This is a genomic window from Haloarcula argentinensis DSM 12282 (assembly GCA_000336895.1).
Lineage (GTDB): Archaea > Halobacteriota > Halobacteria > Halobacteriales > Haloarculaceae > Haloarcula > Haloarcula argentinensis.
On sequence record AOLX01000015.1, the window covers coordinates 1 to 20,432 of the forward strand.

At 61.9% G+C, this 20,432-nt stretch carries 19 protein-coding genes; 11 read left to right on the plus strand and 8 right to left on the minus strand.

The window, feature by feature from the left end; genetic code table 11:
- Positions 1–29: 29 nt before the first annotated feature.
- On the plus strand, positions 30–1,040 hold the full coding sequence (gene purM / locus C443_RS06720; protein WP_005534974.1) for a phosphoribosylformylglycinamidine cyclo-ligase: 1,011 nt from the start codon (positions 30–32) through the stop codon (positions 1,038–1,040).
- Positions 1,041–1,077: 37 nt separating this feature from the next.
- Here the strand turns inward: purM and C443_RS06725 are convergent, their stop codons facing one another.
- From C443_RS06725 to C443_RS06735, 3 genes are all read right to left on the minus strand, one after another.
- Positions 1,078–1,257: a hypothetical protein gene (locus C443_RS06725; protein ID WP_004593116.1), complete on the minus strand. Its 180-nt coding sequence runs from the start codon at positions 1,255–1,257 to the stop codon at positions 1,078–1,080.
- An 86-nt stretch (positions 1,258–1,343) separates the two neighbouring features.
- Entirely contained in the window at positions 1,344–1,886 is a 543-nt protein-coding gene (locus tag C443_RS06730; RefSeq protein WP_005534977.1) for a CBS domain-containing protein, read from the minus strand.
- Between the two features lie 70 nt (positions 1,887–1,956).
- Positions 1,957–2,328, minus strand: a complete 372-nt coding sequence (locus C443_RS06735; protein WP_004515717.1) for a DUF555 domain-containing protein — start codon at positions 2,326–2,328, stop codon at positions 1,957–1,959.
- 273 nt (positions 2,329–2,601) lie between these two features.
- Here C443_RS06735 and C443_RS21625 point away from each other — a divergent pair, with 273 nt between their 5' ends.
- The 6 genes from C443_RS21625 (at position 2,602) to C443_RS06760 (ending at position 7,246) form a co-directional block, all read left to right on the plus strand.
- On the plus strand, positions 2,602–2,772 hold the full coding sequence (locus C443_RS21625; protein WP_004593118.1) for a hypothetical protein: 171 nt from the start codon (positions 2,602–2,604) through the stop codon (positions 2,770–2,772).
- A 93-nt stretch (positions 2,773–2,865) separates the two neighbouring features.
- Positions 2,866–3,588: an archaeal proteasome endopeptidase complex subunit beta gene (gene psmB / locus C443_RS06740; protein ID WP_005534983.1), complete on the plus strand. Its 723-nt coding sequence runs from the start codon at positions 2,866–2,868 to the stop codon at positions 3,586–3,588.
- A 131-nt stretch (positions 3,589–3,719) separates the two neighbouring features.
- Positions 3,720–5,087, plus strand: a complete 1,368-nt coding sequence (locus C443_RS06745) for a phosphopentomutase/phosphoglucosamine mutase (protein WP_005534985.1) — start codon at positions 3,720–3,722, stop codon at positions 5,085–5,087.
- Positions 5,088–5,151: 64 nt separating this feature from the next.
- Positions 5,152–5,538 (plus strand): cytidine deaminase, encoded by a 387-nt coding sequence (cdd, locus tag C443_RS06750; RefSeq protein WP_005534987.1) that lies wholly within the window; start codon positions 5,152–5,154, stop codon positions 5,536–5,538.
- The gene (locus tag C443_RS06755; protein ID WP_005534988.1) at positions 5,535–6,359 is read left to right on the plus strand and encodes a nucleoside phosphorylase; all 825 of its coding nucleotides are present in this window, start codon (positions 5,535–5,537) and stop codon (positions 6,357–6,359) included. Before cdd ends, C443_RS06755 begins: the two co-directional genes overlap by 4 nt.
- A gap of 194 nt (positions 6,360–6,553) precedes the next feature.
- Positions 6,554–7,246, plus strand: coding sequence for a hypothetical protein (locus C443_RS06760; protein WP_005534991.1), 693 nt, complete (start codon positions 6,554–6,556; stop codon positions 7,244–7,246).
- A 475-nt stretch (positions 7,247–7,721) separates the two neighbouring features.
- Here the strand turns inward: C443_RS06760 and C443_RS06765 are convergent, their stop codons facing one another.
- Entirely contained in the window at positions 7,722–8,891 is a 1,170-nt protein-coding gene (locus C443_RS06765) for an NAD(P)/FAD-dependent oxidoreductase (protein ID WP_005534993.1), read from the minus strand.
- Between the two features lie 145 nt (positions 8,892–9,036).
- A complete protein-coding gene (locus C443_RS06770) occupies positions 9,037–9,570 on the minus strand; it encodes an Rrf2 family transcriptional regulator (RefSeq protein WP_004515710.1) in 534 nt (177 codons plus the stop codon).
- Between the two features lie 110 nt (positions 9,571–9,680).
- On the opposite strand from C443_RS06770, the gene C443_RS06775 reads away from it, so the two are divergent.
- Both C443_RS06775 and rocF read left to right on the plus strand, forming a co-directional pair.
- Positions 9,681–10,598, plus strand: coding sequence for an NAD-dependent epimerase/dehydratase family protein (locus C443_RS06775; RefSeq protein ID WP_005534999.1), 918 nt, complete (start codon positions 9,681–9,683; stop codon positions 10,596–10,598).
- A 62-nt stretch (positions 10,599–10,660) separates the two neighbouring features.
- Positions 10,661–11,575 (plus strand): arginase, encoded by a 915-nt coding sequence (rocF, locus tag C443_RS06780; protein WP_005535000.1) that lies wholly within the window; start codon positions 10,661–10,663, stop codon positions 11,573–11,575.
- A gap of 49 nt (positions 11,576–11,624) precedes the next feature.
- On the opposite strand, the gene gyrA is transcribed toward rocF, so the two are convergent.
- Positions 11,625–14,072 carry a DNA gyrase subunit A gene (gene gyrA, locus C443_RS06785; RefSeq protein WP_005535001.1) on the minus strand — a complete coding sequence of 816 codons (2,448 nt, stop codon included), beginning with the start codon at positions 14,070–14,072 and terminating at the stop codon, positions 11,625–11,627.
- Complete coding sequence (gyrB, locus tag C443_RS06790; protein WP_005535002.1) at positions 14,069–15,997, minus strand: DNA topoisomerase (ATP-hydrolyzing) subunit B; 1,929 nt, start codon at positions 15,995–15,997, stop codon at positions 14,069–14,071. The genes gyrA and gyrB overlap by 4 nt, the downstream gene beginning before the upstream one ends.
- A 138-nt stretch (positions 15,998–16,135) precedes the next feature.
- On the opposite strand from gyrB, the gene C443_RS06795 reads away from it, so the two are divergent.
- Both C443_RS06795 and C443_RS06800 read left to right on the plus strand, forming a co-directional pair.
- Entirely contained in the window at positions 16,136–18,526 is a 2,391-nt protein-coding gene (locus C443_RS06795) for a DNA topoisomerase VI subunit B (RefSeq protein ID WP_005535003.1), read from the plus strand.
- Between the two features lies 1 nt (position 18,527).
- On the plus strand, positions 18,528–19,634 hold the full coding sequence (locus C443_RS06800) for a DNA topoisomerase IV subunit A (protein ID WP_005535004.1): 1,107 nt from the start codon (positions 18,528–18,530) through the stop codon (positions 19,632–19,634).
- On the opposite strand, the gene C443_RS06805 is transcribed toward C443_RS06800, so the two are convergent.
- On the minus strand, positions 19,635–20,381 hold the full coding sequence (locus tag C443_RS06805) for an MBL fold metallo-hydrolase (protein ID WP_005535005.1): 747 nt from the start codon (positions 20,379–20,381) through the stop codon (positions 19,635–19,637).
- Positions 20,382–20,432 lie beyond the last annotated feature (51 nt).

The window sequence follows — 20,432 nt, forward strand, 5'->3', positions numbered from 1 at the left end:
GCGCCATCAGAGATGTGTATAAGAGACAGATGACCGACAGCGAGTCCGAGGCTGACGACGCCGACAGCGAGGAGGGACTGACATACGCGGAAACCGGTGTTGACATCGACGCCAGCGAGGCGGCCACGAAGGCGCTCATCGGCGCGGCGGGCGAGTTCGAGGGCGACTACGCGGGGCTGGTGGACATCGGCGACCAGTACCTCGCACTCGCAACGGACGGCGTCGGAACGAAGCTTCTGGTCGCAGAAGCTGTCGACGACTACTCGACTATCGGGATTGACTGTATCGCGATGAACGCTAACGACCTCATCGCGACGGGGGTCGAGCCCGTGGCGTTCGTCGATTACCTCGCGGTCGAAACCCCGGACGAAGCGACGAGCGAGGACATCGGCGCAGGGCTCCGGACTGGGGCCGAGCGGGCCGACGTGGCGCTCGTGGGCGGCGAGACCGCCGTGATGCCGGATGTCATCAAGGGATTGGACATCGCCGGGACCTGTGCCGGACTGGCACCGAAAGACGCCGTCTTCCCCGGTGAGGCCGAACCAGGTGACGCTATCGTCGGCTGGCCATCCTCGGGCATCCATTCGAACGGGCTCACGCTCGCTCGCGAGGCAGTCACACAGGACCACGAGTACACCGACCCGTTCCCGCCGAACCCCGACAGGACCATTGCCGAAGAGCTGCTGACGCCGACGCAGATCTACAGCGAGGTGCTTGCGCCGTTGCGGGCCAGCGAGACGCACGCGGCCGCACACGTCACCGGCGGCGGCTGGACGAACCTCACGCGGATGGGGAGCCACCGGTACGAGATCACGGACCCCTTCGAGGCCCAGCCCGTCTTCGAGTTCGTTCAAGCGGAAGGCGAGGTCTCTGACGAAGAGATGCATCGGACGTTCAACATGGGGACTGGGTTCGTTGCTGCGGTCCCCGAGGCCGACGCTGCGGATATCGTGGCCGACAGCGAGGACGCTCGCGTGATCGGTGAGGTAACTGACGGAGATGAGGCGGTGTCGATTCGCGACCTCGAACTCACCGAGTGAGCTATTCGGAGGGCTGCCAGAAACCGATCAGGTAAGCTTAGGCGGACAGGATGTCTTTGCCGGCGGTCTCTTCGGCAATCCGAATCTGGAGCGCCTGTCGGATGTGGTATCTGGCTGCTTCGGTTTCGGCGGTTTCGAGGGCCTTTTCGAGTTCGGCATACAGTGGGTCGCTGGGATTGGCCATGTGCGTATCCCTCTCATTGGTGAGAATAGACATATACCCTTGACACTGTTTTCGGTATTAAGCCTCTCCTACGGGTAGTACGCGACCACTATCACAGTTCGCGCTTCTGAGAATTAGAGTTAGCTGACCGTACGCGCGATGTCCGCTTCGGTTATGACACCGATAGTTTCCCCACCTTCGACGACCATCACAGCGGCATTATGGTTCAGGTACGCATCGACTTCGTCGATGGGTGCGTCGGGCTCGACGGTTGCGATAGATTCGTTCATCACTTCAGCCACCGGGAGGTCGCCGACGTTCTCCTCGGGCCGCTGGCGGATGTCGGAGTTGCCGATGAGTCCCTGCGGTGCCCCGTCGCGGATGACGGGGACCTGTGAGTACCCCTTCTCGTCCATCACGTCTTTCGTCTGGTGGACGGAGTCGTCGGGCGCGACGCCAACAACGGGTGAGTTCATCAGGTCGCGGGCCTTGATGATGCCGCCTTCAGCCTCCTCCAGAGCGGTCACGATTCGCCGAAGTGTCGACAGCCGTGGGTCCACGTCGCCACCTTCGATACGCGCAATAAGGGGTTGGGAGACGTCAGCCCGCTCCGCCAGTTCGCTCTGGGTCAGCCCGAGTTCGTTGCGGCGCTCCCGCAGGTCCTGTGGCGTCGGTAAGTCCATATCTGTAATTACCATGGGTAATATAAAAAGCCCACGGCTACTGCGCCAAGCGAATCAAGGAGCGCTTCGGTTATGCTTCGGCTTCGGCTTCGTCCTCGTCGGCTTCGGTCTCGAATACCTCAACGACTTTCAGCGGGACGTCCCGGAGTGCGCCACCGATCTCGCTCTTGGCGATCCGCTGGGCGTGCTCCGGGGATTCGGCGTTGAACACGTCCATCTCGAGTACCAGTCCGACGAGCGCCGTATCGGCTGCGATAAACGCCGAGTCGAACGGTTCGCCACAGGCCGGGCAACCGGTCGCCCCGACTTCGACCTCAACATAGTCCATCTCGGCCTCGTTGAGCCGCTTCCCCGCTTCGCTCACTGCTACACCGATAGCGTCGTCGATGTCGTCTACGTCACGAACCAGCCAGGCTGCTTCCATCGCCACGAGGTAGTTCATACACTAACTCTCGTGGCCCGACTATTCGATAGTTTTGATTCGCGTCTGTTGCGCACGTCACCATTACTATCTCTATAACTTATGCGAACCAGCCATCTGACACACACTCCCATTATGTCTGATCGGGGAGTCGTTCGTGTAGTCGTCCGTTCTCTCAGCCATTTCAGCAAATCGCAAGACAGCGGCCCAGTAGTTCCTCACAATCGATAGTCCGTAACTGAAATTCGGCGACAAGACTTATATACCACACTCACTCTGCAATGACCGAGGAAGATGGTAGCTCGACTGTACACCGCAACGCTGTTCGCACTGTATCAACTCACCCTGCTGCTGGGCATCATGCTGCTGCCGGTGGCGATGCTCACGGAGCAGTTCGGACTCCGACTGCCGATGGACCGAGCCGTGTCGGGACTCAACGAGGCCTACGATCAGGCGAGCGCGTAAGACGGAGCAGCCGACTGAACCTGCCCGCAGTGGTGGCGGGCAGGTTCATCAGGAAAAGAGGTTTTATCAGCGCCCGACTAGTACCCCACAGTAATGCGAGATATGACTCCGGGGCCGGACCTTTCTGGACCCCAGGCTGCTGACGAGTTCCAGAGCGACCCCTACGCGCCCGAAGTCGGCGAGCTTCCCGAACAGTCCGCACAGGATTCGGAGAAGGTGAACAAGACCGGCACAACCACCATCGGTATCAGTACCTCCGAAGGTGTCGTCATCGCGACAGATATGCGTGCCTCGCTTGGCGGGCGCTTTGTCTCGAACAAGAACGTCCAGAAAGTCGAGCAGATCCACCCCACGGCGGCGCTCACCCTTGTCGGGAGTGTCGGCGGCGCACAGTCGTTCATCCGGACGCTTCGCGCGGAGGTCAACCTCTACGAGGCCCGGCGCGGTGAGGACATCAGCATGAAGGCCCTTTCGACGCTGGCTGGCAACTTCGCCCGCGGCGGCCCCTTTTTCGCTATCAACCCCATCCTCGGCGGCGTCGACGACGACGGCCACCACGTCTACTCCATCGACCCGGCCGGCGGTGTCATGAAGGACGACTACACTGTCACCGGCTCCGGGCTCACCGTCGCGTACGGGACCCTCGAAGACCGCTACGAGGAAGACATGACAAACGAGGAGGCAAAGGAGGTCGCTGCCGCCTCGATCAACGCCGCCGCCGAGCGTGACACTGGCTCCGGTAACGGCATCTACCTCGCCGATGTCACTGCCGAAGGCGTCGATATCAACGGCTACGACTTCGACGAACTGCTGTAATCCGGGCAGTTCGCTATTTTTTCGCGCTGCTTGCATCGACGGTACTGTAGCACTCGTCAAACTGTTCACACAGCGACCCTGAACTGGCGTGCGAACGAGAGAATTATACGGTCGGCTTCCGCATCGCCGGTATGGAACTGTTCGGAACCGCGGGGATCCGCGGTGATGTCGTATCGAAGGTGACGCCGGACCTCGCGCTGCGAGTTGGACAGGCGACTGGGCAGGACGACGAGACGTTCGTCCTCGGGTACGACGGTCGCGTGACCTCGCCAGCCCTCGCTGACGCGATGGCTGCGGGACTGCAAAGTGCCGGCGCGCGAGTCGTCAGAATCGGCCGCGTGCCGACGCCGACGCTGGCTTACGCCTCGCAGGGCCGCCACGGCGTGATGATTACCGCGAGCCACAACCCGCCGACAGACAATGGTATCAAGGTATTCGCCGATGGTACCGAGTACGGCGACGACGACGAGACGCGCATCGAAGGGCGAATCGAGGACGGCTCGACACCGACGGCCTGGCGCGACTGGGGCGACACAGAATCGGTCGATTACCTCGACGAGTATCGGGGCGCTGTCGCCGACTATGCCGAGTCGCTTGGTGGCGACCCAGCAGGGCTGACGGTGGCAGTCGACTGCGGGAACGGGATGGCCAGCGTGGCGACGCCACAGGTCCTCCGAGAACTGGGTGCCGACGTACTCGCGACGGAGGCGAACGTAGACGGGACCTTCCCCGGCCGCGAGAGCAAGCCTACACCGGAGACATTGGCCGATTTCCGCGAGTTCGTTGCCGAGTCCGACGCCGACTTCGGGTTCGGCCACGACGGCGATGCCGACCGTATCGTCGTTGTCGATACCGACGGTGATGTCATCCACGAAGATACGATACTCGCGATGCTGGCCGAGCACTACACGCGTGCCGCGGACGTTTCGGACCCCGTCGTCGTGACGACGCCCAACGCGTCCGGTCGCATCGACGAACGGGTCGAAGCCGCTGGCGGCCGCGTCGAACGCATCCACCTCGGCTCCCTCCACGTGGGAATCGCCAACGTCCGCGCGGACGCGACCGACGAAACCGAGGTCGTCTTCGCCGCAGAACCATGGAAGCACATCCACACCGCCTTCGGCGGTTGGATCGACGGTGTCGCCAGCGCAGCCGTGCTGACGCGCCTGTTCGCTGCGGAGGGTGTCGCTGACAGGCGGGCCGTCATCTCCGAACGGCCGTACGAGAAGGTGAGCGTAGAGTGCCCCGACGACGCCAAAGCCGAGACGATGGGGCGACTGGAATCCAGCCTGCCCGAGACGTTCCCCGAAGCCGATGTCTCGACGGAGTACGGCGTCCGGCTCTCCTTCGATGACGGGTCGTGGACGCTCGTCCGGCCGAGCGGCACCGAGCCGTACGTCCGGGTGTACGCAGAGAGCGACGATATCGACGCGCTGGTCGCCGACACCACACAGGCGGTCCGCGACGCTGTCGCGGCCGTCAGCGCCGCCGACGCCTGATACCCGCAAACCGACTGCTACCGAGACCGATAGAATTTCTACACGGCCCTGCGACGCCCAGTGCATGGAGGACCTCCTCGACGCAGCGAGAGACGCCATCGACGAGGCGTACGCGCCGTACTCGGAGTACACCGTCGGCGCGGCGCTGGAAACGAGCGACGGTACCGTCTACACCGGCTGTAACATCGAGAACGCGAACTACAGCAACAGCTTACATGCCGAGGAAGTGGCCATCGGTGCGGCCGTCAGCGACGGCTACCAGTCGTTCGAACGCGTCGCTGTCACCTCTGGCAAGCGAGACGGCGTCACCCCCTGTGGGATGTGCCGCCAGACGTTCAGCGAGTTCTGTGACGAGTCCTTCGAGATTATCACCGACGGCGACGAGCCGACGGTGTACGAACTCGGGGAGCTCCTGCCGACGACAATCACCAGCGACCATCTCGACAAATGACAGACGACAGTGAAGACCCAAACGACGACGTACAGTACCATCTGGAAGTGAGCGAGGACGACGTGGCCGACAGCGTCCTGCTGCCGGGGAACCCCGAGCGGGTCGAAAAGGTCGTCGACTACTGGGACGACCACGACATCGTCGCCGAACACCGCGAGTACCGCACGGCGACGGGTACCCACGACGGGACGCCCATCTCCGTGACCTCGACGGGCATCGGCGGCCCGTCGGCCGCTATCGCGCTCGAAGAACTGGCCCGCGTCGGCGCTGACTCCTTTATTCGGGTCGGCTCCTGTGGCGCAATCCAGGAGGAAGCCAGTATCGGCGACCTCGTCATTACGACCGGCGCGGTGCGACAGGAGGGGACCAGCAAGGAGTACGTCCGCGAGGACTATCCCGCCAGCGCCGACCATCGGATCGTTTCGGCGCTCGTCGCCGCCGCCGAGGAACTCGGCTACGACTACCACCTCGGCGTCACCTGCTCGACGGACAGTTTCTACGCCGGGCAGTCACGCCCCGGGTTCGAAGACTTCGAGGCCAGCGGCAGCGACGAACGCATCGCGGCGCTTCAGGAGGCCGGCGTCCTCAACTTCGAGATGGAGGCCGCGACGATTCTCACGCTCGCGAACCTCTATGGCCTGCGGGCCGGCGCTGTCTGTACGGTGTACGCCAACCGCGTTACCGGCGAGTTCCGCACCGAAGGGGAGCGCAAAGCGGCCAAGTGTGCTAGCCTCGCCGTCTCGTATCTGGCGGAGATGGACGCGGCTGTCGAGGAAGCCGACGCCGATGGGTGGCACGCTGGCCTGTCTATCGACCGCTAGGCTTCTCGACACCCGATAGCCGCGAGCGGCCACTGTTGCAGTGTAGAGAGCGTGTCATAGAAACCATCACACTCTCCGTCTCTCCAGATCCGGTCCCAAGATACAGGGGCGCGAGTCCTGGATTCGATTGATTTGGGTGGTGCCCACTGTAATGTATATATTTATACACTTGTGGGCATATATGTGCAACTAGGATGAGTGACGACGAGGACAAAAAGTACGAAATTGACGATTTCGCCTTCCTTGGTCGAACATTCACCGAATACCAGCAGATTTTTGATTTCGATCCCGCTAACTGGGCCGGAAAACGTGTTCTCGACTGCCCCGCTGGGCCCTGTTCGTTCGTCGCAGAGGCCCACAATCATGGGATTGAGGCTATCGGTGTAGACAAAATGTACGATCGGTCACCGGCCGCGTTATCGAAAGTCTGTGCTGAGGATATCGAAACCGCGATGAATGCACTTGATGGTGTCGAAGATCTCTACGTGTGGGATTTCTATGACGATACGTCTGAACTCAGAACCTACCGCGAACGGGCGGCTACACGCTTCCTATCCGACTATTCCCACAACAGCGATCGATACGTTTCTGCGAATCTGCCGGCGACACCGTTTGCCGATCAAGTGTTTGACCTCGTCCTTTCGGCACACTTTTTGTTCCTCTATGACGACCGGTTGTCCCACGAGTTTCACCTCGAAACGACCCGAGAGCTACTCCGAATTAGCAATCAGCTTCGAGTGTTCCCGCTGCACGGCTTCGATGCCAATCAATCCGAACTCGTTGCGGAACTTATCCAGAATCTCCGGTCAGAGGGCTACTCCACTGACATCCGGGAGGTCCCGTTTGAATTTCAGCGGGGTGCTAACAAGATGCTGGTTGTTGAGTAGGTAGTGGAGCTCTCAGTCGAAGACGCTAGTTTCTGTAGCGATTGGCCTCTCTCATTGATCGACTTAGTTGCTGCTGAACCCACCCTCTGTATTTGTACTGTTTTCTGTAGCTATCCCTATCCCACCATTTCCACCCCGATTTGCACCGCAACAAATCGGCTGTGAATGTTTCCATGACACGCTGGTATGCAAGTAGTGCGGTGGCGGGCGCTGTGCAGTCGCGGTGCGGTAGAAACAGTATACCGCTCGCCAGTGGCGAGGGGTTTCACTTCTCGCGACCAGCGGGAGCGAGAAGGTCGTTTTTAGCGTAGATTTTTGCGAACCCACTCCCCGCAGCGCCGGAGGCGCNTGGCGAGGGGTTTCACTTCTCGCGACCAGCGGGAGCGAGAAGGTCGTTTTTAGCGTAGATTTTTGCGAACCCACTCCCCGCAGCGCCGGAGGCGCGAGGAGAGGGGGTGACGTAAAAAGGTACTCGCTACATGTCAGGCCAGGCCTTGGCGGCCCGGCCGACACCGGTCATGTCGTTGATCCAGCGGGCGGCAATAGCTTTCTTCAGCAGTTTCGCGGGCATCCCGCCGAAGGTTTCGATAGGCATGTTCACCACGTCGTGGGCGACAGCTTTCTCGCCGACCGAAACGACTGTGCCCTTGTCCTTGTGGGTCCACGTCTTCAGCGGCTGGCCGCGCGCCGCGCGAGCGAGGTTTTCGCCGGCGACCTCGGCGGCTTGCCAAGCAGCCTGAGCGGTCGGCGGCGCGGGCTGGTCGCCCGGCTGGTCGATCAGTGCCGAGTCGCCGATGGCGAAGACGTGCTCGTCGTCGGTCTGGAAGTTTCCTTCTGCATGGACGCGGTGGTTGCGCTCGTCCTTGTCCAGCTCAACGTCCTGCATGCAATCGCGGCCGGTGATGCCGCCCGTCCAGACCAGTACGTCGTAGTCCAGTTCGTCCTCGTCGCCAATGTAGACCGTCTCCTCGTCGACCTCGCCGATGAACTCCCCGCACTTGATGTTCACGTCGGCGGCCTCCAGGCGCTTGCGCAGGGCACCCTGGAGTTCGGGGTCGCTGTTGGGCAGGACCTGGTCGAGGCCTTCGACGAGATGGATGTCGATGGGCGCGTTGTGTTCGTCGCGGAACTCGGCGACCTCGCCGGCGGTCTGGATACCAGAGAGGCCGGCACCGCCGATGACGACCTGTGCTGGGTCGTTCGTGGAGGCTTCGCGGGCGGCTTGCTGGATCTTGTCGTGGATGTCGAGGGCGTCGTCGAGGCTCTTGAGCGTCAGAGCGTACTCTTCGAGCCCCTCGATACCGAAGAAGGCCGTCTGGGAGCCCAGCCCCACGAGCAAGTAGTCGTACTCGACGGTGTCGGAATCGGCGAGGTCAACTTCCTGGGCGTCGGTGTCGATGCCGACGACCTCGTCCTGAATGAATGCGGTCGAGGGCTGTTTGATCTCGTGAACGGGGATAGCGATGTTCTCCTGCACGCTCGGGTCCCGGATGCAGCGGTGGGACTCGTGCAAGACCAGATGATAGTCCGTCTCAGAAACCCACGTGACATCAACGTCCGTCTCACCATCTAACTCGTCCTCTAAGCTCTTGATTGCCCCCGCGCCAGCGTACCCCGCTCCGAGCACGACCACGTTCTCTGTCATACTGGAGACTCTGAAACCAACTGATACAAACCCTTTGAAATCCCTCTCATCGGGGGAAGGATTCTCCGGCGAGATCCGGAACCAATGCGGTATGATGCGGCCCCGGTGACCGCAGAAAAACAATTCAAAAAACCAGAGACACGGACTAGTGTTCCGGTTCGCCCGCCGGTGCCCGCATATCGTCGATAGCGAGGATGAGTTTGTTGTTGGTGTCGTCCTTTCCTTCGAGCGTCCCGATAATCTGGAGTTTCGACAGTGGTGTCGGCCCAACTGTCACCGAGTCGCCTTCGTGGAATTCGGACATCGTACCCTGAAGCTGAATCTCCGCACGACACTCCTCGGGGTGGTGGACGCTGGTCAGGTCGATCTCCTCGACGTTCGAGTGTTCGACGAGCTCGCCGTTGTGGCGTAGCGGGACTTCCGCAGCCTGGTCCATGTCCTGAATCTGGAGCGCGTCGTAGGCGTTGGCGGTGGGCTTGTACCCACCTTTGGGGCCGGGAACGCCCTCGACAAGCTGCAGGGCCTTGAGGCTCTGCATCTGGTTGCGGATCGTACCGGGGTTTCGATCGACTTTCTCAGCAATATCCTCGCCTTTGACAGCGCTTTCGCTTTCCCGATAGAGATTTACCAGTTCCTGCAGAATGTTCTTTTGACTGGGTGTCAGTTCGATAGATGACATAATGTCCTGTTCGGTACAGCCGTCCTTAAATGCGACGGTAAACCGTCTGGAACCGTCTTAGAATCGCGGAAAACGTTAGTACTTTATTGCATCGCTGACCTGACACAGATATGGAAAATAATCGCATTCTGGTGACCGGCGGTGGGGGGTTCATCGGGGCAAACCTCGCGAACAAACTGGCCGAGAACAACGATGTCGTCGCTCTAGATGACGGGTACCTCGGCACGCCCGAGAACGTATCAGAAGACGTAGAGTACGTGGAGCAGAGCGTCCTCGACGACGACCTGCCGACCGACGTAGACGTGGTGTTCCACCTCGCAGCGCTCTCCTCCTACGCAATGCACGAGGACAATCCGACCCACGGCGCTCGCGTGAACGTCGAGGGGTTCGTCAACACTGTCGAGCAGGCCCGGGACGACGGCTGTGACACCGTCGTCTACGCCTCGACGTCCTCCATCTACGGCAGTCGGACCGAGCCCTCGCCGGAAGATATGGACGTGACGGTCAACACCGGCTACGAGGCCTCGAAGATGGCCCGGGAGACGTACGCCGAGTACTTCCAGAACCACTACGACCTCACGCTCGCCGGGATGCGCTTCTTTTCCGTCTATCAGGGCTACGGTGGCGCGGAGGAACACAAAGGTGAGTACGCCAACGTCATCGCCCAGTTCGCCGACGACCTGGCCAGCGGCAACGCACCGAAGCTGTACGGTGACGGCGAGCAGACTCGCGATTTCACCCACGTCGACGACATCGTCCGCGGACTCGTCCTGGCCGCCGAGCACGAACTGAACGGCGTGTACAACCTCGGCACCGGCGAAGCCTACGACTTCAACACCGTCGTCGAGATGCTGAACGACGAGCTCGGAACGGACATCGAACCGGAGTACGTCGAGAACCCGATCCCCGAGGACGTGTACGTCCATGACACCTGCGCTGACTTCTCGAAGATGCACGAGGCGACGGGCTGGGAACCGGAGATCAGCTTCGAAGAGGGTATCGAGCTGGTCTGTGCGCCGTATACGTAGGAAGCCGCGCCTGTCGCTGCCCCAACGCTGGGTCTTTATTTGCCGCCCGTGGAGGCGATAGTATGCAACAACAGGTTCGCGTGCTCGGCGTGCCGATGGACCTCGGTGCCGACCGGCGCGGTGTCGACATGGGACCATCAGCGATCCGGTACGGCGGCCTCGCCGACCAGTTGTCGGATATCGGTATCGATTGTATCGACGGCGGCGACATCGCCGTGCCGCGACCGGAGGAGCGCGACCCCGACGCCGGGAGCTTAGAGAACGGTCGCGCAAAATTTTTCAGGGAAACGAAAGAGGTCTGTGAGGACGTGACGACGGCGGTCGACGCGACCTTTCAGGAAGGGTGGTTCCCGCTCGTTCTGGGCGGCGACCACTCTATCGGCATCGGTACCATTGCCGGTGCGGCCCGCGAGGACGAGGAACTGGGCGTCATCTGGTTCGATGCCCACGGTGATTTCAACACACCGGAGACCACACCCAGCGGGAACATCCACGGGATGTCGCTGGCGGCCGTCCTCGGTCTCGGTGAGTTCTCGGACCACGAGTGGGCGCACACACCAGCGGTGAGCGAGGAAAACGTCGTCATCGTCGGGCTGCGAGACGTGGACGACGGGGAACGCCGGCTGATCGAAAAAAGCGATATTACAGCATACACGATGTCTGATATCGACGCCCGGAGCGCGCCGGAGGTCGTCGACGAGGCGCTGGATATCGCCACTGATGGGACGGACGGGATACACGTCTCGCTCGACCTCGACTGGCTCGACCCGACGGAAGCCCCCGGCGTCGGGACGCCGGTTCGTGGCGGCGTCTCCTACCGCGAGGCCCACATTGCGATGGAGTACGTCGCCGAACACCACGACCAGATGCGTTCGATGGAACTGGTCGAAGTGAACCCGATTCTCGACGAACACAACCGCACCGCTGAACTGGCCTGTGAACTCGTCGCCAGTGCCTTCGGCAAGCGCGTACTGTAACTGTTTAACCGCAAGAAGGCGATACAACCACGCGACCGGGAATTGAGCCTTACTCTTCGGTGGTGGCAGGGACCACAGTGACGCTCGCCACACGGTCACCGTCTTCGAGGCCCATGATCGTCACACCCTTTGTGTTCCGACCGACCTGCGACACGTCGCCGGCGCGGATGCGCATTATCTGGCCCTGTTCGGACATGATGACAAGATGGTCCTCGTCGGTGACCGCCTTGGCCGTCGACACGCGACCGTTGCGGTCGTCGGTCTTGATGTCGATGAGCCCCTTGCCGTAGCGGGACTGCGTGCGGTACTCGTCGAGTTTGGTCCGCTTCCCGAAGCCGTGTTCCGTGACGGTTAGCAGCGACCGGGGGTCGTCGTCGTCAGTGGCGACCATCGCCGCGACCTTGTCGTCGCCCTGCAGTTTGATGCCGTTGACGCCGCGGGCCGACCGACCCATCTCGCTGACTTCGCTCTCGCTGAAGCGGATCGTCATGCCGGCCTCCGTGGCGATGACGAGGTCGCCAGTGCCGTCGGTGACGTCCACGTCGATGAGTTCGTCGCCGTCTTCGAGCTTGGCGGCGATGATCCCCGTCGAGAGGATGTTCTCGAACTCCGAACAGCAGGTCCGCTTGACGTAGCCGTTCCGGGTCACCATCGTGATGCACTCGTCGTCGCCGAACTCGTCGGTCGAGACGACGGCGGTCAGTTCCTCGCCGTCGTCCAAGTCAATGAGATTGATGGCGGACTTGCCCCGTGCGGTGCGGGACATTTCCGGGATCTCGTAGGTCTTGAGTCGGTAGACCTGTCCCTGATTAGTGAAACAGAGCAGGTAATCGTGGCTGTTGGCCCGGAACACCTTCGAAACCCGGTCGTTCTCCTTGGGGTCGGCCCCGATGATCCCCTTGCCGCCGCGGTTCTGGGGATCGAAGTTCTCGACGGGCATCCGCTTGATGTAGTCGTCCTCGGTGATGACGACGACGCAGTCCTCCTCGGGGATGAGGTCCTCGTGGGTGACCTGCCCCTCGTCCTCGATGATGCTCGTCCGACGGTCGTCGTCGTAGTCGTCTTTGACTTCCTGGAGTTCGTCGGCGATGACGCTGTCAAGCTTCTCGCGGCTGTTGAGGACGGATTCGAGGTAGTCGATCGTGTTCTGTACGTCCTCGTACTCGTCTTCGATTTCGGCCGCTTCCATCGAGGTGAGCGAACCGAGTTGCATCCGGACGATGTGGGCGGCCTGCTCCTCGGAGAAATCAAAGGACTCCTGCAGCCCGGTGCGAGCGGCGTCGCGGTCTTCTCTGTTACGGATAAGCTCAACTACGTCCTCGACGTTTTCGAGTGCCTTCAGCCGACCTTCGAGGATGTGGGCACGGTCCTCGGCTTCGGCGAGGTCGTACTCGGAGCGTCGGCGGACGACCTCGCGGCGGTGGTCGATGTAGTGCTGGAGGCTCTCTTTCAGCGAGAGGACCTTGGGCTGGCCATCGACCAGCGCGAGGTTGATCACGCCGAACGTGGATTCGAGGTGATGGTCGAGCAGTCGGTTTTCGACCACGTCGATGTTTGCCCCGCGCTTGAGTTCGACGACGATACGGACGCCGTTGCGGTCGGACTCGTCGCGGAGGTCCGAGATCCCCTCGATTTTCCCTTCGTTCACGTCGTCGGCGATACGCTCGACGACGCGGGCCTTGTTCTCCTGATAAGGGAGTTCGCTGATGACGATGCGCCCCTCTTCGGGGTCGACTTCGTATTCGGCGCGGACCCGTAAGCGGCCTCGACCGGTCGCATACGCCGAGTAGATGGCGTCGCGGCCGACGATGTTGCCGCCGGTCGGGAAGTCCGGCCCCTTGATGTGCTCCATCAGGTCCTCGACCGTACAGTCGGGGTTTTCGAGCAGGTGAACTGTCGCGTCGACCAGTTCGCCGAGGTTGTGCGGCGGGATGTTGGTCGACATGCCAACGGCGATCCCCGAAGACCCGTTCAACAGGAGATTCGGAACTTTCGACGGCAGCACGTCGGGTTCCTGCAAGCGGTCGTCGTAGTTGCTGGAGAAATCGACGGTGTCTTTCTCGATATCTTCGAGCAGTTCCTCGGCAAGGGGGTCCATCCGGGCCTCGGTGTATCGCATGGCGGCCGCGGGGTCGCCGTCCATCGAGCCGAAGTTGCCCTGCCCGTCTATCAGCGGGTACCGCATCGAGAAGTCCTGTGCCATCCGGACGAGCGTGTCGTAGATGGCCGAGCCGCCGTGTGGGTGGTAATCACCCATCGTGTCGCCGACAATCGAGGAGGACTTCCGATGGGCAGTGTTCGATGAGACGCCCATCTCGTGCATCGCATAGAGGATGCGCCGGTGGACGGGTTTGAGGCCGTCGCGAACATCCGGAAGCGCCCGACCCGCGATGACCGACATCGCGTAGTCGATGTAGGACTGCTCCATCTCGTCTTCGATACGGACGTGTTCGATGCGCTCTGCCGGGGCGTTCGCGTCGTTAGCGTCAGAACTCATATGTCGACCCACTCCGCTTCAGGCGAGTGCTCCTTGATAAATTCCTTGCGCGGTTCGACGGCGTCGCCCATCAGGATATTGAACATCTTGTCCGCGGCCGCGGCATCCTCGATGGTGATCTGTTTGAGAATCCGGTTGTCGGGGTTCATCGTCGTCTCCCAGAGCTGCTCCGGATTCATCTCACCGAGGCCCTTGAACCGCTGGACATGGGTGGGGTTGCCGTCACACTTCTCTTCGATGATCTTGTCTCGCTCCGCGTCCGTCATCGCGTCGTAGGTGTTACCGCGGTAGCGGATCCGGTACAGCGGCGGCTGGGAGGCGTAGACGTAGCCCGCCTCCAGCAGTGGCTTCATGTGCCGGTAGAACAGCGTCAATAGGAGCGTTCGGATGTGTGCCCCGTCGACGTCCGCATCCGTCATCAGGATGATCTTCTCGTAGCGCAGGTCCTCAATGTCGAACTCGTCGCCGATACCGGTCCCGAGCGCGGTGATGAGGTTCCGTATCTCGTTGTTCTCCAGAATCCGGTCCAGCCGGTGTTTCTCGACGTTCAGAATCTTCCCTTTGATGGGGAGAATAGCCTGGAAGTCCGGGTTCCGGCCCTGTTTTGCGCTGCCGCCCGCAGAGTCACCCTCGGCGATGAACAGTTCGGCTTCCTCGGGGTCCCGCGTCTGACAGTCGGCCAGCTTTCCGGGCAGTGCGGTGGAGTCGAGCGCCGACTTCCGGCGGGTAAGCTCCTCGGCCTTCTGTGCGGCTTTCCGTGCTTTCGCGGCCTCAACGGCCTTCCCGACGATGACCTCGGCCGTGTCGGGGTTCTCCTCGAAGAAGGTCGCCAGTCCGTCGTGCATCGCCGATTCGACGATGCCACGGACCTCGCTGTTGCCGAGTTTCGTCTTGGTCTGCCCTTCGAACTGCGGGTCGGGATGTTTGACAGAAATGACGGCCGTCAGCCCTTCGCGGATGTCGTCGCCTTTAAGCGTATCGTCCAGATCTTTGAGCAGATTATTGTCGGTCGCGTAGTCGTTGACGACCCGTGTGAGTGATGTTTTGAACCCTGTGAGGTGTGTCCCGCCCTCGCGTGTGTTGATATTGTTGGCGAAGGCATGGATCGACCCCTGCAGGTCGTCGGTTCCCTGCATGGCGATTTCGACCTGTACCGGCCCCTCCGCGATCTCTTCTTCGTCCTCGAAGTAGATGATATCCCGGTGGAGCGGGTCCTTGGTCTCGTTCAGGTACTCGACGAACTCACGGATGCCGCCGTCGTAGGCGAACGTCTCAGTTTCGCCATCGCGCTCATCGTGGATGGAGATGGCGACACCGGAGTTGAGGAAGGCGAGTTCACGCAGTCGGGACGACAGCGTCGAGAACTTGAACTCGCCGGTCTCGAAGATTTCGTCGTCGGGCCAGAACTGGACCGTCGTCCCCGTCTCTTCGTCGGGTTCGAGGTCGCGGACCTTCTTCAGGTCGTACTCGGGCTTGCCGTGGTCGAAGCGCTGCTTCCAGAGCGCGCCGTCGCGTCTGACCTCGACTTCGAGCCACTTCGAGAGCGCGTTGACCACGCTCACCCCGACCCCGTGGAGGCCACCGGAGACCTGGTAGGACTTGTTGTCGAATTTCCCACCCGCGTGGAGGATCGTCATCACGACCTCGACGGCCGGGCGGCCGTGCTCTTCGTGGGTATCGACGGGGATGCCCCGGCCGTCGTCGCTGACAGAGACTGAACCGTCGTCGTGAATCGTTACGTCGATGTTGTCACAGTAGCCGGCGAGCGCCTCGTCGATCGCGTTGTCGACCACCTCGTAGACAAGATGGTGGAGACCACGAGCGTCCGTTGACCCGATATACATCGCGGGTCGCTTCTGGACGGCTTCCAGCCCTTCGAGGGTCTGGATCGACTTTGCGCCGTACTCATCAGACTCTCCTGACATAGGAACTTACCAGTCCTAATAGAGGGGCACGTATAAAGCTCCCGCACGCGCGCGGGGCCGCGGTTTCGGGGTCAGTTTTCACTTTCACTCTGGTGGCGATTACCTTTTAACCCCGACGCGGGTACGTACCGCACGACAATGACCTCGTATCAGTCGCGACTCGGCGAGGGCGAGGGGATCGCCGAGGAGTTGGCCGAATCCCAGCGGGCCATCTCCATCGCCGAGTTCTTCGAGAAGAACAAGCACATGCTGGGCTTCGACTCGGAGGCCCGGGCGCTCGTCACGGCCGTCAAGGAGGCCGTCGACAACGCGCTCGACGCCTGCGAGGAGGCCGGTATTCTCCCCGATATCTACGTCGAGATTCAGGAGTCCGGCGACTACTACAAACTGGTCGTCGAGGACAACGGCCCCGGGATTACGAAGGAACAGGCACCGAAAATCTTCGGGAAGCTCCTGTATGGCTCCCGGTTCCACGCCAGAGAGCAGAACCGCGGACAGCAGGGAATCGGGATTTCTGCGGCTGTGCTCTACTCGCAGCTGACCTCCGGGAAGCCGGCGAAGATCACCTCCCGGCCGAAGGGCCAGGACGAGGCACAGTACTTCGAACTCATCGTCGACACGGACACCAACGAACCCGAGATCAGCGTCGACGAGACGACGACGTGGGAGCGCCCCCATGGGACGCGTATCGAACTGGAGATGGAAGCCAATATGCGGGCCCGGTCGACACTGCGGGACTACATTCAGGACACTGCTGTGGTCAACCCCCACGCCCGCATCGAGTTCGACGAGCCGGGGCTGGACGAGTCCCTGAAGTTCGAGCGGGCCGAGCGCGCGGATCTCCCGGACGAGACGGAAGAGATCCGCCCGCACCCCCACGGCGTCGAACTGGGGACACTCCTGAAGATGCTCGAAGCCACGGATTCCTACTCTGTGTCCGGCTTCATGCAGGAGGAGTTCACCCGCGTCGGCGGGAAGACCGCCGACAGCGTCATCGCGAACTTCAACGACCGCCACTACGGCCGCGGCATGGCCTGGCAGCCGCCGAAGGTCAACGAGGACGCCGACATCGAGCGTGCTGTCGAGGACGCCGTGGCGAACAAAGGCGCTGAGACCACTGCGACGTTCGCAGCCGCCGTGTCCGACGCCATCCACGACCGTGACCGAGTCGCGTACCACGAGGTCGAAGCCATCGTCGATTCGGCGGCCGAAGACGCCGAAGCGGACGGCGACACGACGTTCGGCGCGACAGTTCGAGAAAACGCCGTCGAAGCCGCCTGGGGTGCCGTCAGCGACAACCTATCGAGCGATCTCTACGCGCTCGTCGACGAGGTAACGACGAAGCGCAAAGACGACGCCGCAATCGAGGGGCTGGCGAGCCGACTGGCCGACAAGTTCGACGGCGGCGGCCGACACCGGCTGACCCGCGACGAACTCCGTGGCTACATCGACCGCGCGGCCGATATGACCGAGGAGCAAGACGACGCCACCTTCGGTGAGACGGCCCGCGAAAACGTGCTGGAGGCGCTCTGGACGGCCGCCGAGGGTGTCCCGGAGGAGCCGCCAAAGGTCTCCGATATCGCTGACGACCGCGATACGGCGAGCGAACTGCTGTCAGCGATGCGTGAGACGGACATCATCGCACCGCCGACTGACTGTCTCTCCCCCATCAGCGCAGAACTCGTCGAGGAAGGACTCCGGAAAGAGTTCGACGCGGACTTCTACGCTGCGTCGACGCGAGATGCGTCGGTCCACGGCGGCGACCCGTTCATCGTCGAGGCCGGTATCGCCTACGGCGGTGAACTCGAAAGTGAGGGGACAGTCGACGTGATGCGATTCGCCAACCGGGTCCCGCTGGTGTACCAGCGCGGGGCCTGTGCGACGACGGACGTAGTGAAGTCCATCCGCTGGCGCAACTACAACCTCGACCAGCCCGGTGGCTCCGGCATTCCGAAGGGGCCGGCCGTCATCATGGTCCACGTCGCCTCGACGAACGTGCCCTTCACCAGCGAGTCCAAGGACGCCATCGCCAACGTCCCCGAGATGGAAGACGAAATCGAACTCGCAATCCGGGAGGCTGCCCGCGAACTCAAAAGCTACCTGAACAAGCGCCGTTCGATGCAACAGCGCCGCGAGAAACAGGACAAGCTCGCGACTATTCTGCCGGAGATGGCCGAGAAGCTCACCGAGGTCACCGACAACGACGAGCTACACATCGATGACTCGCTGGCCCGCATCATGAACAACGTCCTCGTCGAGCGCGAGGTCGAGGACGACACGGTCCGGGTCCGTATCGAGAACAACGACGACACGAACGCGGACGTGGAACTGACCGACATCGTCACCGCCGAACCGCAGGTCACCAACGGCGCGACGGTCGTCGAGATGGACGGCGAGTGGTTCGTCAAGTGGTCCCCGACTGTCGGGGCCGGTGAAACCGCCGTCCTCGAATACAGCGTGACTGGCGAGGCCGAGTTCACCGTCTCGGTCGACGGCATCGAAGAGGAGAAACTCACGGTGAACGCCTGATATGAGCACCGACTCAGACACCACACCCGACACCGAGGAAGCGCGCGAGCAACTCATCGACCTCGCGGCGGACTTCTACGACCAGTTCGCCGACGGTGAGGTCCCGACAATGACGATTCCTACCCGGACCAAGTCCAATATCGTCTTCGACGAAGACGAGCAGGTCTGGGTGTACGGCGACCGCAACTCCACGCGGTCGGCCAAGACGATATCGGGGGCCGAGAAGATTCTGAAGGCCGTCTACACCATCGACTTCCTCTCCCAGCAACTGGAGGAAGACCGCTCATCGACCCTGCGTGAACTGTACTACCTCTCCGAGTCCTGGGACCTCGACGAGGCCCAGTTCAACACGCAAGACGAGTCGAACAACCTCATCGAGGACCTGGAGATCGTCTCCGACGTCAAACGCGAGGACTTCCACATGCGCCCGGAAGAATCCGGAGCGAAGGTGATGGGGCCACTGCTCCTCCGCGAGCAGACCAACCGCGGGGACCGCGAGATCCACTGTCAGGACGACGTAGGGCAGGGCGGCTACCAGATCCCGAACAACCCCGACACCATCGAGTTCCTCGACAACGACGCGAAGTTCGTCCTTTGCGTGGAGACCGGCGGGATGCGCGACCGACTCGTCGAGAACGGCTTCGACGACGAGTACGACGCGCTGGTCGTCCACCTCGGCGGTCAGCCAGCGCGGGCGACCCGGCGGCTCATCAAACGACTCCACGACGAACTCGACCTCCCGGTCACGGTGTTCACTGACGGTGACCCGTGGTCGTACCGTATCTTCGGGTCGGTCTCCTACGGCTCGATCAAGAGCGCACACCTCTCCGAGTATCTGGCGACCCCCGAAGCCCAGTTCATCGGCATCCGCCCGGAGGACATCGTCGAGTACGAACTGCCGACGGACCCGCTGGCGGACTCCGACGTCAACGCCCTGGAGAGCGAACTGGAGGACCCGCGCTTCCAGACCGACTTCTGGGAGGAACAGATCGAACTACAGCTCGATATCAACAAGAAGGCCGAGCAGCAGGCGCTCGCGTCCCGGGGGCTTGACTTCGTGACGGAGACGTACCTGCCCGAGCGGCTAGACGAGATGGGCCTCCTCTGACTAGTTCTCGTCCAAGACGACCGGGACGCCGCGTTTCGCGACGTCTTCGGCAAACGCGCCGGAGTCCGCTTCCAGCGACGTGAACGTGTTGTAGTGCATCGGGAGCACGAGGTCGGGGTCCATCTCTTCAGCGAGGTCAGCGGCCTCGTGGCGGTTCATTGTGTAGTTCTTTGCGATAGAGGGAACGAACAGCGATACGTCGAGTTCGGCGTGGCCGTCCAATACGTCGGTGTCGCCGGGCCAGAACACGCGGGTATCATCTAGCGAGACGAGGAAGCCACAGCCGATGCCCTTCGGGTGGATCGGGCTGCCGTCGTCTTTCAGGTTTCGGCCATCCTCGTGGTTGTATGCCGGCATCGTCCAGATGGGAACGTCGTCGACCAGCACATCGGCCTCCATCGACACCTTACGGACCTCGTAGTCGAGATCGGCGAGGCGGTCGAGATCGCGGTCGGTCGCGTGGACGTTGATGCCTTCGAACGCAACAATGGTGGCGTCCTCGCTGGCGACACGGCGGATGCCGTCGGGGTCGTAGTGGTGGATGTGTGTCACACAGACGATATCCCCGTCTTCTGGTGCGTGGTCCCGCGTCGGCGGATGGCCGATCCCGGGCGTGTCTGGCTCCCACTCGCCGGTGAGGACGCCGTACCGACCGGGGTCGAAGTAGACGACCGTGTCCTCGCCTTCCAGCCGCAGGGTCGCGTAGCCGAGCCACTCCGCGGTGATGCCGTCGTGTCTGACTGTCATGAACGGTTGTTCTCGGAGACGCCCATTACGCGTGTCGGTCCGCTGCGAAAC